The following is a 13,579-nucleotide window of genomic DNA, read 5'->3' as shown; positions in this document are numbered from 1 at the left end:
CTTTGGTTCTGATTCAATCAGAGCCGAAGCTCTTGCCGTCGCGGGACGGTTATCACGACCCCATCGCGGCGATCGCATCGGCGATCGCGATGGTGCGCTTGGCCATCTCGGCGTGCAGGCGCTCGACCATGCGGCCGTCGAGCTGGATCGCGCCGCGCGAGGCGTTCTCCGGCTTCTCGAAGGCGGCAATGATCTTGCGCGCCTCGGCGACCTCGGCCTCGGGCGGCGTGAAGATCGCGTTGCAGGCATCGATGTGGCTCGGATGGATCAGCGTCTTGCCGTCGAAGCCGAGATCGCGGCCCTGCGCGCATTCCTCGGCGAAGCCGTCGACATTGCTGATGTCGCTGTAGGGTCCGTCGAGGATCTCGAGGCCGTGCGCGCGGGTCGCCAGGATGCAATGCGTGATCATCGGGATCATCGCCGCGCGGCCCGGCTTCATCCGGATCCGGGTTTCGCGCGCAATGTCGTTCGGCCCGAACACGAAGCCGGCGAGCCGGGTTTCGGAATCCTTCGAGGCCGCGGCCAGCTTGTCGGCGTCGAGCACCGCGCGCGCGGTTTCGATCATCGCCCAGACCCGGATCGAGGCAGGCGCATTGATGTCGCTGAGGCGATCGGCGACGGCGTTGAGATCGTCGACGGTCGAAATCTTGGGAACCAGGATGCCGTCCGGCTGCGCCTTGCCGGCCATGCCGATGTCGTCGACCCACCAGGGCGTGTCGAGCGCGTTGATGCGGATCAGGACCTCGCGCTTGCCAAAGCCCTTGGCCGCGACCGCCTTGGCGATCTGCTCCCGCGCCGTGGCCTTGGCGTCGGGGGCAACGGAATCCTCCAGGTCGAGGATAATGCCGTCCGCCGGCAGCGTCCGGGCCTTTTCCAGCGCCCGTGCATTCGATCCCGGCATGAACAACAGGCTGCGGCGCGGACGGGTCATCGACATTCTCCTGGGGGCTTGGGCTCCGCCAGTGTCCATTGTTTGGGCATCGGGCGGAACCATTCTTCAACGCTGCCCTATCATCTCAGGCCACACGCCGAAAGTCTTGTTCCCGTCACCCGCATGTGGTTAGCCAGAGGCCATGAAATTCTTTCCGAAGCAGTTGATCGACGGCTACCGGACGTTCGCGACCCAGCGGCTGCCGACCGAGCAGTCGCGCTACCGCGACCTGTCGGAGCGCGGCCAGTTTCCCGAGACCATGGTGATCGGCTGCTGCGATTCCCGCGTCTCGCCGGAGGTGATCTTCGACGCCGGCCCCGGCGAATTGTTCGTGGTCCGCAACATCGCGAACCTGGTTCCTGTCTATCAGCCCGACAGCAACGCCCACGGCGTCTCGGCCGCCCTGGAATACGCCGTGACCGTTTTGAAGGTGAAGAATATCGTGGTGCTGGGCCACGCGCAGTGCGGCGGCATCCGCGCCTTCGTCGACAAGATCAAGCCGCTCACCCCCGGCGACTTCATCGGTAAATGGATGCAGATGTTCATCAAGCCCGGCGAGGTCGTCGAGCAACGCGAGCATGAGACGATGCAGGACTTCGTCGTCCGTATCGAGAAGGCCGCGGTGTTCCGCTCGCTGGAGAACCTGATGACCTTCCCGTTCGTGCGCGAACGTGTGGAGAGCGGCGAGATGCAGCTGCACGGCGCCTATTTCGGCGTCGCCGAAGGCTCGCTGTTCGTGCTCGACCGGGTCGCGAAGGAATTCATCAGTGTCCGCGACGAGCTGAAATCAGGCGGATAGAATCTACTCCCCGCCGTGATGGCTGCTACCCCAGCGGTCGGAGATCGCGAGCATGAAGGCCGAGACCACGAACACCAGGTGCACGCCGACCAGCCAGGCGAGCTTGCTGGGATCGAAGACGGTATCGATGTTCATGAACGCCTTCAGCACCTGAATGGCCGAGATCGCGACGATCGACGCCAGCAGCTTTTGCTTCAGGCCGCCGAAATCGACCTTGGTCATCCAGTCCGGCCAATCCGGGTGCCCTTCCGGATCGATCTTCGAGACGAAATTCTCGTAACCGGAAAACACCACGATCAGGATCAGATTGCCGGTCAGCGAGATGTCGATCAGCGCCAGCACGCCGAGAATGATGTCGGATTCCTTGGCATCCGGCACATGCAGGATGAAGTGCCACAGCTCCATGCAGAACTTGAGCAGCAACGCCGCGAGGCTGATGACGAGGCCGAAATAGAACGGCGCCATCAGCCAGCGGCTGTTGAAGAGCAGGTTCTCGAAACGACGTTCAACGCGCTTGAGCGTCGGATTGGGCCGATAGGTCGCCGGTTGTTCCGCTTCCGCCATGGCACGCGCTTCCTGACGCCGTCTCGCTATGCTCGCCGGTTATTTGCGCACGATCTTCTCGGAAAACCGCTTCGCACTTTTCCGGATCGTGCTGCTAGGCCGCCTTCTGCTTGGCGGTGATCAGCTTGCGGTTGATCAGGACCTCGGCGATCTGCACGGCATTCAGCGCCGCGCCCTTGCGCAGATTGTCCGACACGCACCAGAACGACAGGCCGTTCTCCACCGTCGCATCCTCGCGGATCCGGCTGATATAGGTGGCGTCCTCGCCGGCGGCCTCATAGGGCGTGACGTAGCCGCCCGGCTCGTGCTTGTCGATCACGAGGCAGCCCGGCGCATTGCGCAGGATGTTGCGCGCCTCGTCCGGCGTGATCGGATTGGCGAACTCGACGTTGACGGCTTCGGAGTGACCGACGAAGACCGGCACGCGCACGCAGGTCGCGGCGAGCTTGATCTTCGGATCGAGGATCTTCTTGGTCTCCGCCATCATCTTCCACTCTTCCTTGGTGTAGCCGTCTTCCATGAAGACGTCGATCTGAGGAATGACGTTGAAGGCGATGCGCTTCGGAAACTTCTTATTGACCAGCTCATCGTTGGTGTAGACGGCCTTGGTCTGCGAGAACAATTCGTCCATCGCGTCCTTGCCGGCGCCCGACACCGATTGATAGGTCGAGACCACGACGCGCGTGATCGTCGCCTTGTCGTGCAGCGGCTTCAGCGCGACCACGAGCTGCGCGGTCGAGCAGTTCGGGTTGGCGATGATGTTCTTCTTGGTGAAGCCGGCGGTCGCATCCGCGTTCACCTCGGGCACGATCAGCGGCACGTCGGGGTCCATGCGCCACGCCGAGGAGTTGTCGATCACGACCGCGCCGGCGGCGCCGATCCTGGGCGACCATTCCTTGGAGACCGAGCCGCCGGCCGACATCAGGCAGATGTCGATGTCGGAGAAGTCATAGTGCTCGAGCGCCTTCACCTTCAGCGTGCGGTCGCCATAGGAGACCTCGATGCCGACGCTGCGGCGCGAGGCCAGCACGACGACCTCGTCGGCGGGGAATTTGCGCTCGTCGAGAATGTTGAGCATTTCGCGCCCGACATTGCCGGTCGCTCCGACCACCGCGACTTTGTAACCCATCGTTCACTCTCCGACGAAAAATGCCCGTTCCCCCGCCAGCTGCGGAAAGGGAAGAGGCAGCGCTTCTATGCGAGAAACCCCGTCAAGACAACGTTGCGTAGCTTTTTGAGCGTTTTGATGCGTTTATTTCGAGTCGATCCGGCCGCGCCCCATCATACGAGAAATCCGTCAGCGCTGACGAGCTTCGTCGACGAGGTGTACGCCACGCTCTCCTGGCTGTTCGCCTATGTCGCCGTGCTCGCGCTGTTCGTCGTCCTCGGCAACTATCTATGGAAGCAGCTGCCCGACGCAACGGCGATGGCGGCCCCTGCCGCCGCGAGCTGGAGTCCGGCCGGCCGCACGGCGCCGGCGTTTGCCGTGAGCCGGCTCGATCTGCGAGATAAAACAGAGACTTATGAGATCTTCCGGCACCCCGAAGGCGGCCGCAAGGACGTCTTCCGCTGGGCCGATGCCAATGGTGCAGCGGTCGCCGAGCTGGAAATCTACCGCCCCGGCGGCGAGACCATGGGGCCTGCGGTCACCGAGATTGCCGGGCGGCTCGACCCGAACGGCGTCCGCGAGCTCGAGGCGGTCGGCATCGTCGACAGCAAGTTTGGCAGCGTCAACGTGCTGCGCCCGGCACGGCAGGACGGCGACCGCGCCTGCCTCGGCTTCCTCAAGCAGGCCGACGCGCCCGACCTCCGGATCTCCGGCTGGACCTGCCAGGGCACCAGCCTGCCGGCCCGGCGCGCGGCGATCGTCTGCATGCTGAACCGCCTGACGCTGCTCGCCGCGGGCAACGATCCGCGGCTCGCCGCCCTGTTCGCGCATGCCGAGCTCAAGCGCACCGATTGCGTTACCTCCGGCGCGCCAGCCCTGTCGGCCGACTGGGTCATGGGCAGCGAGAACCCGCGCCTGCGCGGCGCCCTTTGATGGCGAGACCGTGGCAAGGCACTGGTTTTCATGAAACTTTTGCGCTTGGACACGCATTATCTCGGCCGGTGTGGCGCAATTGACCTAGTGACGGCCTCCCCACCATGGCTACAATGTGTTCCGAGTGATTTTGGCGGACGCGCCAGCCCCCGACGGGGCCGTAATGACGAGGATGCGATGACCTTGAAATTCCCTGCCGCGAACAAGCTCGTGGTGTTGCTTGCCGCGGCTGCCGTCACCGCAACCGCGTTCGGCATGACCGCCGCCAGCGCGCAGAGCCCGGCCAAGCGCAAGCAGCAGGAGCAGTATGACCGCGACGGCCGCCGCTATTACGGCGCGCAGGGTCCGAACCGGGTCTACCAGCAGGGTCCGCGCACCCGCGTTTACGTCACCACGCGCTCGTGGCTCGACGCCGGCACCGAAGTGCTGCCGGGCGATCGCAAGTTTAACGACTACGCGTATCCGCCGGAGATCGGCTACCCCACGTTCGCACGCGAGAACAACAATCGCCCGATCGATCGCCAGCCGCTCAGCCCGCCGGCCGATCTCGGCGGCTATCCGCGGAATTTCCCGCTGTACTGAGAATTTCGGCGAACCGCCGATACGAAAATGCCCGGCTCCGGCCGGGCATTTTTGTTTCGACGTCATTCCGGGATGGTCCGAAGGACCAGACCTCAGATGCGCAATTGCGCATCGGGGAATCTCGAGATTCCCAGGTGCGCAAGCGCGCACCATAGTTCGATGCCTTCGCATCGTCCCGGAATGCCGGCGCAGCCGTTACGCGTGCAGCTTCTGCAATTCCTTCAGGATCGCATCGCCCATCTGGCTCGTGCTGGCCGGCGCGGTGCCTTCCGACTTGATGTCGGCGGTGCGCAGGCCGCTGGCGAGCACGGCCGCGATCGCGGCATCGACCTTGTCGGCGAGCTCGCCCATGTCGAACGAATAGCGCAGCGCCATGCCGAACGACGAGATCATCGCGATCGGGTTGGCGAGGCCTCGGCCTGCGATGTCGGGCGCCGAGCCGTGCACCGGCTCGAACAGCGAGCGCCGCTTCTTCGTCTTCGAGTCGACTTCGCCGAGCGAGGCCGACGGCAGCATGCCGAGCGAGCCGGTCAGCATCGCCGCGATGTCGGACAGCATGTCGCCGAACAGATTGTCTGTCACGATGACGTCGAACTGCTTCGGCGCCTTGACGAGGTTCATGCCGCCGGAATCGGCGAGCTGGTGCTCGAGCGTGACGTCCTTGTATTCGCGTGCATGGACCTGGGTCATGACCTCGTTCCAGAGCACGCCCGACTTCATGACGTTGCGCTTCTCCATCGACGTCACCTTGTTCTTGCGCTTGCGCGCCAGGTCGAAGGCGACGCGGCCGATGCGCTCGATCTCGTAGGTGTCGTAGACCTGAGTGTCGATCGCGCGCTTCTGGCCGTTGCCGAGATCGGTGATGGTCTTCGGTTCGCCGAAATAGACGCCGCCGGTGAGCTCGCGCACGATCATGATGTCGAGACCCTCGACCACCTCGCGCTTCAAGCTCGAGGCCTCGGCGAGCGCCGGGTAGCACACCGCCGGGCGCAGATTGGCGAACAGGCCGAGATCCTTGCGCAGCCGCAGCAGGCCGGCCTCAGGACGGACCTCATAGGGCACGCCGTCCCACTTCGGGCCGCCGACCGCGCCGAAGATCACGGCGTCCGCCGCCGTCGCCTTGGCCATGTCACCCTCGGAGATCGACACCTTGTGGGCGTCATAGGCCGAGCCGCCGACCAGGCCCTGCTCGGTCTCGAACTTCGCGATGCCCTGCGCATTCAGCCAGTCGATCACGCGTTGCACCTCGGCCATCACTTCGGGGCCGATGCCGTCGCCGGGGAGAAGCAGCAGTTTATGGGTCGCCATGGTGTTACCTCGAGCTAACTGTTTGTTGTCATTGCCGGGCAAGAGCGCGAAGCGCGTCCTCGCACAGGTGACCCGGCAATCCATCCCGCCTCGAAGGGCCTCTCTGAAGATGGATGGATGCCCGGGTCGAGCCCGGGCATGACGAGCGGGGGGAAATCCGGCCGGAGTGCTAAAACGCTGGAGCCGGATTGGCAAGGCACCCCGGATCGGCCCAGAATGGCCCCAACGAGCAACCCGCGCCTTCAGAAGCCAACAAGACGGACCTCATGACCGCAGCCATCGTCTACGCCTTCGCCTCGGCGATTTTCCTCGGCGCCGGGGTGGTGCTGGCGCAGCTTGGCCTGCGCACCGTCGAGCCGCTGTCGGGCGCCGCGATCAGCGTACCCACTTTCACCCTGCTGTTCCTGGTGCTGTCGCCGCTGATCCTGCACGGCGAGCCGGTGGTCTGGCGCGCACTGCCGTTCTTCATGGCGATCGGGCTGTTCTTCCCGGCCTCGCTGACGCTCCTGACCTTTGCGTCGAACCGGGCGCTGGGACCGGTCATCACCTCGACCTTGGGCAATCTGGCGCCGCTGTTTGCGGTCACCGCCGCCGTGATGCTGCTGCACGAGCCCCTGCTGCCGCAGCAGCTCATCGGCCTCGTCGTCGCGGTCGCGGGCGCCGCCATCATCACCGTGACGAGGCCGCGCGACCTCGGCCATTGGCGCAGCTGGGCGCTGCTGCTGCCGCTCGCCAGCGCACTGGTGCGCGGCATCGTGCCGCCAATCGCCAAGCTCGGCCTCGCGATCTGGCCAAGCCCGCTATGGGCCTGCCTGGTCGGCTACGTCATGTCCTCGCTGGTGGTGCTGACCGTGCAACGGGTCCGCAAGGGCAGCTTCATGGTGCAGGCGCCGCGCGAGGGCAGATTCTGGTTCGCGCTGACCGGGATCAGCAACGGGCTCAGCGCGCTCAGCCTGTTCGCTGCGGTCCGCAACGGCCCGATCACGCTGGTGGCGCCGCTCGCCGCGATCTATCCGCTGGTCACCGTGGTGATGAGCGCTGTCATGCTCAAGCATGTCGAGATCACCGCGCGGATCGTCGGCGGCACCCTGCTGACCGTGATCGGCGTCGCGCTGGTCCTGATTGCCTGATACGCAAGACAGTGTTGCGGGCATCGGCGCTGGGCAGCGCCGCCGCGGCCTGTCACAATGCGGGCATTGCCGGAGTGAATTGTGAGAGCCCCCGCCCCGTCCTACCCGCATCCCGCGCGGCTGATCCTGATCCTGTCGCTCGCACCGACGGTCGGTCTCGGCATCGGCCGGTTTGCCTATTCGCTGGTGCTGCCCGACATGCGCGAGCAGCTGGCCTGGTCGTATTCGGCCGCCGGCTTCATGAACACGATCAATGCCGCCGGCTATCTGGCCGGCGCGCTGCTCGCGTCGCGCCTGATCGAACGCTTCGGACTTGCCGCATCGGTGCGCTGGTCGACGCTGGCCTGCGCGCTGTCGCTGGCGCTTTGCGCCCTCTCTGGCAATTTCGTGGTGCTGAGCTTTGCCCGCCTGCTGGTCGGTTTCGCCGCCGCGATCGGCTTCGTCGGCGGCGGCGCGCTCGCGGCAACCATTGCGCGATCGCGCCCCGAACGCGCGAACTTCCTGCTCAGCCTGTTCTATGCCGGGCCGGGCGTCGGCATCCTCGCATCGGGCTTGATCGCCCCCTTTGTGCTGCAGGGTTTCGGCGCCGGCTCGTGGTGGATCGTGTGGTGGGCGATGACGCTGCTTTCCGCGATCATGACCGTGCCGCTGATGCTGGCGCCGCTCCACGCCAACGCCGCCGCCGGCGGCATCGTGCGGACCCAATTCGCTGTGATGCCGGTCCTGATCTACCTCGCCGCCTATTTCCTGTTCGGTGCCGGCTACATCGCCTATATGACCTTCATGATCGCCTATGTCCGCGACGGCGGCGGCGGCGCCGCTGCACAGAGCGCGTTCTGGAGCCTGATCGGCGTCAGTGCATTCGTGACGCCCTGGGTCTGGGGGCGGGTGCTGGCGCTCGACCGCGGCGGGCTCGCCACCACCATCATCCTCGGCGTCAACGCGCTCGGCGCCAGCCTGCCAATCTTCGGGCATTCGCCGCTGCTGCTTGCGATCTCGGCGCTGGTATTCGGCGTCGCCTTCTTCGCCGTGGTCGGCTCGACCACCGCCTTCGTGCGTTTCAACTACCCGCCGCAATCCTGGCCGACCGCCATTGCGGCGATGACGATCGCCTTCGGCATCGGCCAGACGCTCGGACCGATCGTGGTCGGCGCCATCACCGACGCGGTCGGCAGCCTGTCATTTGCGTTGAACGTCTCGGCTGCGATGCTCGCGCTCGGCGCGCTGTTGTCGGCGTTTCAGAGGAAAGTCCCCTCCCAGTGTCGTCCCGGCGAAGGCCGGGACCCATAACCACAGCTGGTTGTGATGGAAGGAAGCGTCTCCCCTTGTACCTATTCCCGCGGCCGCGGGGTATCGGTTCCGGCTTTCGCCGGGACGACAGCGAGTTAGCTCCCGCTGAACGAATTGTAGCCCTGGTCTTCCCAGTAGCCGCCCTTGTAGTCGTTGGTAACTTCCATCGAGAGCACGTATTTCGGGTTCTTGAAGCCGAGCTTGGTCGGGACCCGGATCTTCATCGGAAAGCCGTAGGCGCGCGGCAAAATCTCGTCGGCGAATTTGAACGTCATCTGGGTCTGCGGATGCAACGCCGTGCGCATGTCGAGCGGCGAGTTGTAGCCGTCCTTGTCGGCGCACTGGAACCAGACATATTTGGCGCGAGTGTCGGCGCCGACCAACTTGAGGAAATCGCGCAAGGGCGTGCCGGTCCAGCTGCCGATCGCGCTCCAGCCCTCGACGCAGATATGGCGCGTCACCTGCTTGACCTGCGGCAGTTTGTACAATTCGTCGAGCGTCCACGACTTCTTGTTCTCGACCAGCCCGCGCACCTCGAGTTTCCAGTCGGCGCCCGCGATCTCCGGCGCGTCGTCGAGATCGTAATAGGCATTGAACGGGAACGGCTTGGTGATCATGCTCTCGGGGAAGGTCGGCGCTAGCGCATCCGGATTGAACATCCAGGCCTGCACCGCGTCGTTGAACTTCGAGACGTGCTTCAGCATTTCCTCGGCCGACGACGAATCGACCACGTCGCAGCCGGTGAGCAGCGTCAGCGCGCCGAGGCTGGTGCCCGCCGTGATGAAGCGGCGGCGCGTCAGCTCCGGCATCGTCTTCACCGCATCGCGCACGAGCAGCTTCTTGTCGACACCGGGGATCAGGAGCTTGCGGAGACGACCCATGACACTCTCCCTCAAATATCCTTCTTGGGCATGATCAATTCCGAAAACCGGTTTCCACTTTTCGGGATCATGCCCTAGCGTCCAATGATCATGGCGTGCAGGCTCTTCGGCACCAGCAGCGCGAGCGCGACATGGATCACCAGGAAGGCGACGATCAGCGCCATGCAGGTGAAGTGAACATAGCGGGCGAAATCGTAGCCGCCGAACAGCGACACCAGCCAATGCAACTGCACCGGTTTCCACATCGACAGGCCTGACAGCACGATGACGACGCCGACCACGATGATGCCGGCATAGAGCAGTTTCTGCACGGAATTGTATTTGCTGAGATCGTCATGCGACAGCTTGAAGGTCAGCGCCGCCTTGGTGTCGGCAATGACGCCGCCGGGGGTGATCGGCAGCAGCTTCTTGCGGAAGCGGCCGGTGGCGAAACCGAGCGCCAGGTAGACCAGGCCGTTGACCATCAACAGCCACATCGCGGCGAAGTGCCAGAGCAGCGCACCGCCGAGCCAGCCGCCGAGCGTGATGCTCCGCGAGAAGGTGAAGCCAAACAGCGGCGAGGCGTTGTAGATCTGCCAGCCGGACATGATCATCAGGATCATCGCGAAGGCGTTGATCCAGTGCACCATGCGCACCCAGACCGGCTGGATCGCCTTCGCGGGCGCCGCGGTCTCTGCCTGATGGTCGCTGACGGCAAGGCTCGTCATGGGATATCTCTGCTCGTGGTCGTTACCGGGTTATACGCCCGGAACCGGCGTTCCGTTACGGGGTCGCGCACCATCAGTCTGATATATGCCACTTGATATGGTCACAAAAATGCGAGCCGGGGCGAGGCGCCGGCTCGCGATGTCGCGGGTCCCTTGAGGGACTAAATCAGGCCTCCAGGTGTCAAGTCGCCGGCATCAGCACGGTGTCGACCACATGGATGACGCCGTTCGACTGGTTGACGTTGGAGATCGTCACCATCGAGCTGCCGCCCTTGGCATCGACGATCCAGACCTTGCCGTCCTGCTTCTTCACGGTCAGTTCCTCGCCCTCGGCCGTCTTCAGCTTCTTGCCGTCGGTGAGGTCGGAGGCCTCGAGCTTGCCGGGCACCACATGGTAGGTGAGGATCTTGGTCAGCGTCGCCTTGTTCTCAGGCTTGACCAGGGTATCGACGGTTCCGGCCGGCAGCTTGCCGAACGCGGCATTGGTCGGCGCGAACACCGTGAACGGGCCCTTGCCTTCCAGCGTGCTGACCAGGCCCGCGGCCTTCACCGCGGCGACGAGCGTGGTGTGATCCTTCGAGTTGACGGCATTCTGCACGATGTTCTTCGACGGGAACATCGCGGCGCCGCCGACCATCACGGTCTTTTCCTCGGCGCGGACCGGCGCCACGACGATGGCCGTGATTGCAAGTGCGCTGAAGGCGGCGGCGGTGAGATAGGCAATACGCTTCGACATGATTTCATCTCCCGATGAGTAGGCCGACCGGCGAGACTTCGCCGGCGTTGAAGGGGCAACAACGGCGCGTGCTGGTTGATGAGTGCGTCGTCGTTGGCCGAGCTACGGCAGGTTTTCCGGACGGTTTCCGGAAATAATTCTTTGTGATTGTTGAAACCGGCCGGCGCGCGCTGCGTACACGCGACGCCTCGCGCAGCCCGCCACGCATTCCATTCAGCGGAATGGACGCGTGCGCTGCCGCGAGCAATTTGCTTGCCGGAGCTAGCTGATTGGTTCAGCTTGAGGTTGCGGCACGGCTTCGCAGAAAGCGGCCGCGGGGAGGCATAATGAGCAGCATCACGGCTGACGGCCACGCCGCACCTGCGGTGAACGATGCAAGCATCGACATCGGTCCGCTCGAGCAGAAGCACCTGCAATACGCCAACTACCGCGCGGTTGCGGACACAACCGAGATCACGAAAACGCATTGGCACATCGCCACCGCCAACGCGCTCGGCTGGGGCTTTGACGGCATGGACGGCGTGATCTTCGCACTGATCTCGCCGATGGTGATCAAGGAATTTTCGCTGAGCCTGCCGGAGTACCGCTCCGGCATGCAGATCGCGCTGTTCGTCGGCATCGCCGGGCTGTATTTCTGGCCATGGCTCGCCGACCGCTACGGTCGCCGCACGCTGCTCGCCGTCAATATCGCGCTGTTCTCGCTTCTGATGCCGGTCGCGGCGATGTCGCCGACCTTCGCGGTCTTCGTGATCGCGCGCTCGCTGCTGTTCTTCGCACTCAACGGCGAATGGTCGCTCGGCTCGATGCTGGTCGCGGAGACCTGGCCGGCCCGGCTGCGCGGCCGCGTCATCAGCATCACCCGCTCGGCCTGGTGCCTCGGCGCCACGCTCGCCGGCGCGATCACCGGGCTCGTCGCCGCCAATTTCGGCTGGCGCATCGCAGTGATGGTGCCCGGCGTGATCGCGCTGCTCGCGATCTATATCCGCTCCACCTGCCCGGAATCGCCCTATTGGGTGCGCGCGCAGGACCGCAAGCGGCGCATCTCGGAGACGCTGGCGCGCGGCGGCACGGTCAGCGCCGAGGACAGCGCCTGGTTCGGCAAGGCCAAGTCGGTCGGCATCCGCCAGGTGTTCATGCCCGACGTGCTGCCCGCCACGCTTGTCGCGCTGTTCGTCGCCTGCGCCTCGACCTGCATCTACGGCACGGTCGGCGCCTGGATGCCGCTGTATCTATCCACCGAGAAGCACTGGTCGACCGCCGAATACAGCCTGTTCTACGTGTTCTACGGGCTGTGCGGCTTCCTTGGCTTGTGTCTGGTCGGCTGGCTGATCGACAAGATCGGCCGCCGCCGTACCTTCATCATCACCCTGATCGAGGGCGCGATCTTCATGACGCTCTGGGTCTATTCCGAGGACCGCGTGCTGCTGTGGGCGTTCGGGCTGGCCTGGTGTCTCGGCTTCCTGGGTTTCTGGGGGCCGAGCACGACGCTGACCGCAGAAATCTTCCCGACCCGGATCCGCGGCGCCGCCAACGGCGTGGTCTGGGCGATCGCCTATTTCGTCGGCTTCGTGCTGTTTCCCTTCGTCTCGATCGCGCTCCAGCAGCACACCGGCTCGTTCGCGCTGTCGTTCCTGTGCATCCCCGTGCTGATGATCGCGATGGCGATCGGCGTGTTCCTGTTCGTGCCGGAGCATACCGGCAAGGAGCTGAACGAGATCATCGAGTGACGTAGACCGCAGGACCATCCACGCCGTCGTTCTGGCCAAGCCAACGGGTCGGCGCAAAGCGCCGCCCCGTTGAGAGAGCATGGCTTAATCCCGGTTCGCCGGCGTCTGAATGAAACCGCGGTTGTGGGTCGGGCTGATCAGGATCTCGTTCATGCAGACCCGTGCCGGCATGCTGGCGACGAAGGCGATGGTGCGGCCGCAATCTTCGGGCTGCAGCATCTTGGCCTGCTCGGCTGCGCTCGGCACCACCGGCCGCTGCTTGAGGATCGGGGTGGCGACCTCGCCCGGCGACAGGCAGCAGGCGCGCAGGCCGTTGACGCATTCGTCCATGTTGAAGGAATGGGTCAGCGCCAGCACCGCGTGCTTGGTCGTGGTGTAGGCCGGGCCCGGCATCTTCGAGACGTGGCGGCCGGCCCAGGAGGCGACGTTGATGATGCAGCCGTCCTTCTGCTTGCGCATCGTCGGCAGCACCGCGCGCATGCAGTAGAGCACGCCGTTGAGGTTGATCTCGACCAGCTTGTCCCAGCCTTCCAGTTCCATGTCGGCCCAGCTGCGCTTCGGCACATTGATGCCGGCGCTGTTGACCAAAAGGTCGATGCGGCCGTGCTTGGCGACGATCGCCTCGGCGGCCTTGTTGACGTCGGCCTTGTTGCTGACATCAAGCGGGATCGCCTCGGCCTTGCCGCCCTTTTTCGTGATGTTGGCCACCACGCGGTCGAGCTCTTCCCTGCGGCGGCCGGAGACCACCACGGTCCAGCCGTCCGCAGCCAGGAATTCCGCCCCGGATTCGCCGATTCCGGTGCCGCCGCCGGTGACCCAAGCCACGCGTTTCCCATTATTTGTCATGCAAACTGTCTCCGTTGCTTTCCGAAGGGCGTTTTTG

The 13,579-nt window shown here is 64.6% G+C and carries 14 protein-coding genes; 6 read left to right on the top strand and 8 right to left on the bottom strand.

Annotation, left to right across the window (positions count from 1 at the left end):
* Nucleotides 1-52: 52 nt before the first annotated feature.
* A complete protein-coding gene (locus tag E2I15_RS31485) occupies nt 53-931 on the bottom strand; it encodes an HpcH/HpaI aldolase/citrate lyase family protein (RefSeq protein ID WP_137483283.1) in 879 nt (292 codons plus the stop codon).
* Nucleotides 932-1,073: 142 nt separating this feature from the next.
* Between E2I15_RS31485 and E2I15_RS31480 the strand changes: the two genes are divergently transcribed.
* Complete coding sequence (locus E2I15_RS31480) at nt 1,074-1,730, top strand: carbonic anhydrase (protein WP_028340853.1); 657 nt, start codon at nt 1,074-1,076, stop codon at nt 1,728-1,730.
* 3 nt (nt 1,731-1,733) lie between these two features.
* Here E2I15_RS31480 and E2I15_RS31475 read toward each other — a convergent pair whose 3' ends face one another.
* A complete protein-coding gene (locus E2I15_RS31475; protein ID WP_137483284.1) occupies nt 1,734-2,294 on the bottom strand; it encodes a TIGR00645 family protein in 561 nt (186 codons plus the stop codon).
* 94 nt (nt 2,295-2,388) lie between these two features.
* A complete protein-coding gene (locus E2I15_RS31470; RefSeq protein WP_137483285.1) occupies nt 2,389-3,423 on the bottom strand; it encodes an aspartate-semialdehyde dehydrogenase in 1,035 nt (344 codons plus the stop codon).
* 117 nt (nt 3,424-3,540) lie between these two features.
* On the opposite strand from E2I15_RS31470, the gene E2I15_RS31465 reads away from it, so the two are divergent.
* Both E2I15_RS31465 and E2I15_RS31460 read left to right on the top strand, forming a co-directional pair.
* The gene (locus E2I15_RS31465) at nt 3,541-4,335 is read left to right on the top strand and encodes a hypothetical protein (RefSeq protein ID WP_137483286.1); all 795 of its coding nucleotides are present in this window, start codon (nt 3,541-3,543) and stop codon (nt 4,333-4,335) included.
* Nucleotides 4,336-4,512: 177 nt separating this feature from the next.
* A complete protein-coding gene (locus E2I15_RS31460; RefSeq protein WP_028337879.1) occupies nt 4,513-4,917 on the top strand; it encodes a hypothetical protein in 405 nt (134 codons plus the stop codon).
* Nucleotides 4,918-5,112: 195 nt separating this feature from the next.
* Here the strand turns inward: E2I15_RS31460 and leuB are convergent, their stop codons facing one another.
* Complete coding sequence (leuB, locus tag E2I15_RS31450) at nt 5,113-6,225, bottom strand: 3-isopropylmalate dehydrogenase (RefSeq protein ID WP_137483287.1); 1,113 nt, start codon at nt 6,223-6,225, stop codon at nt 5,113-5,115.
* 266 nt (nt 6,226-6,491) lie between these two features.
* Between leuB and E2I15_RS31445 the strand changes: the two genes are divergently transcribed.
* Nucleotides 6,492-7,355, top strand: coding sequence for an EamA family transporter (locus tag E2I15_RS31445; RefSeq protein WP_137483288.1), 864 nt, complete (start codon nt 6,492-6,494; stop codon nt 7,353-7,355).
* Nucleotides 7,356-7,436: 81 nt separating this feature from the next.
* Nucleotides 7,437-8,645: a YbfB/YjiJ family MFS transporter gene (locus E2I15_RS31440; RefSeq protein WP_137483289.1), complete on the top strand. Its 1,209-nt coding sequence runs from the start codon at nt 7,437-7,439 to the stop codon at nt 8,643-8,645.
* A 95-nt stretch (nt 8,646-8,740) separates the two neighbouring features.
* Here the strand turns inward: E2I15_RS31440 and E2I15_RS31435 are convergent, their stop codons facing one another.
* The 3 genes from E2I15_RS31435 to E2I15_RS31425 all read right to left on the bottom strand — a co-directional run bounded on the left by E2I15_RS31435 (nt 8,741) and on the right by E2I15_RS31425 (nt 10,969).
* Nucleotides 8,741-9,526, bottom strand: coding sequence for a molybdopterin-binding protein (locus E2I15_RS31435; RefSeq protein ID WP_137483290.1), 786 nt, complete (start codon nt 9,524-9,526; stop codon nt 8,741-8,743).
* Nucleotides 9,527-9,600: 74 nt separating this feature from the next.
* Entirely contained in the window at nt 9,601-10,233 is a 633-nt protein-coding gene (locus E2I15_RS31430; RefSeq protein WP_137483291.1) for a cytochrome b/b6 domain-containing protein, read from the bottom strand.
* A 181-nt stretch (nt 10,234-10,414) separates the two neighbouring features.
* Complete coding sequence (locus E2I15_RS31425) at nt 10,415-10,969, bottom strand: fasciclin domain-containing protein (protein ID WP_137483292.1); 555 nt, start codon at nt 10,967-10,969, stop codon at nt 10,415-10,417.
* A gap of 326 nt (nt 10,970-11,295) precedes the next feature.
* Between E2I15_RS31425 and E2I15_RS31420 the strand changes: the two genes are divergently transcribed.
* Nucleotides 11,296-12,696 (top strand): MFS transporter, encoded by a 1,401-nt coding sequence (locus E2I15_RS31420; protein ID WP_137483293.1) that lies wholly within the window; start codon nt 11,296-11,298, stop codon nt 12,694-12,696.
* Nucleotides 12,697-12,780: 84 nt separating this feature from the next.
* Here the strand turns inward: E2I15_RS31420 and E2I15_RS31415 are convergent, their stop codons facing one another.
* Nucleotides 12,781-13,542, bottom strand: a complete 762-nt coding sequence (locus E2I15_RS31415; RefSeq protein ID WP_137483294.1) for an SDR family oxidoreductase — start codon at nt 13,540-13,542, stop codon at nt 12,781-12,783.
* Between the last annotated feature and the right edge of the window lie 37 nt (nt 13,543-13,579).

Source organism: Bradyrhizobium sp. BR2003 (assembly GCF_009720285.1).
In the GTDB taxonomy this organism is placed as follows: Bacteria; Pseudomonadota; Alphaproteobacteria; order Rhizobiales; family Xanthobacteraceae; genus Bradyrhizobium; species Bradyrhizobium elkanii.
The sequence above is the reverse complement of the archived record's forward strand: the minus strand, read 5'-3'. Positions and strand labels throughout refer to the sequence as shown.

Bases quoted from the DNA above. Each gene is read 5' to 3' on its own strand.
- E2I15_RS31485 (WP_137483283.1), bottom strand. From the start codon at position 931: ATGACCCGTCCGCGCCGCAGCCTGTTGTTCATGCCGGGATCGAATGCA.
- E2I15_RS31480 (WP_028340853.1), top strand. From the start codon at position 1,074: ATGAAATTCTTTCCGAAGCAGTTGATCGACGGCTACCGGACGTTCGCG.
- E2I15_RS31475 (WP_137483284.1), bottom strand. From the start codon at position 2,294: ATGGCGGAAGCGGAACAACCGGCGACCTATCGGCCCAATCCGACGCTC.
- E2I15_RS31470 (WP_137483285.1), bottom strand. From the start codon at position 3,423: ATGGGTTACAAAGTCGCGGTGGTCGGAGCGACCGGCAATGTCGGGCGC.
- E2I15_RS31465 (WP_137483286.1), top strand. From the start codon at position 3,541: ATGCGTTTATTTCGAGTCGATCCGGCCGCGCCCCATCATACGAGAAAT.
- E2I15_RS31460 (WP_028337879.1), top strand. From the start codon at position 4,513: ATGACCTTGAAATTCCCTGCCGCGAACAAGCTCGTGGTGTTGCTTGCC.
- leuB (WP_137483287.1), bottom strand. From the start codon at position 6,225: ATGGCGACCCATAAACTGCTGCTTCTCCCCGGCGACGGCATCGGCCCC.
- E2I15_RS31445 (WP_137483288.1), top strand. From the start codon at position 6,492: ATGACCGCAGCCATCGTCTACGCCTTCGCCTCGGCGATTTTCCTCGGC.
- E2I15_RS31435 (WP_137483290.1), bottom strand. From the start codon at position 9,526: ATGGGTCGTCTCCGCAAGCTCCTGATCCCCGGTGTCGACAAGAAGCTG.
- E2I15_RS31430 (WP_137483291.1), bottom strand. From the start codon at position 10,233: ATGACGAGCCTTGCCGTCAGCGACCATCAGGCAGAGACCGCGGCGCCC.
- E2I15_RS31425 (WP_137483292.1), bottom strand. From the start codon at position 10,969: ATGTCGAAGCGTATTGCCTATCTCACCGCCGCCGCCTTCAGCGCACTT.
- E2I15_RS31420 (WP_137483293.1), top strand. From the start codon at position 11,296: ATGAGCAGCATCACGGCTGACGGCCACGCCGCACCTGCGGTGAACGAT.
- E2I15_RS31415 (WP_137483294.1), bottom strand. From the start codon at position 13,542: ATGACAAATAATGGGAAACGCGTGGCTTGGGTCACCGGCGGCGGCACC.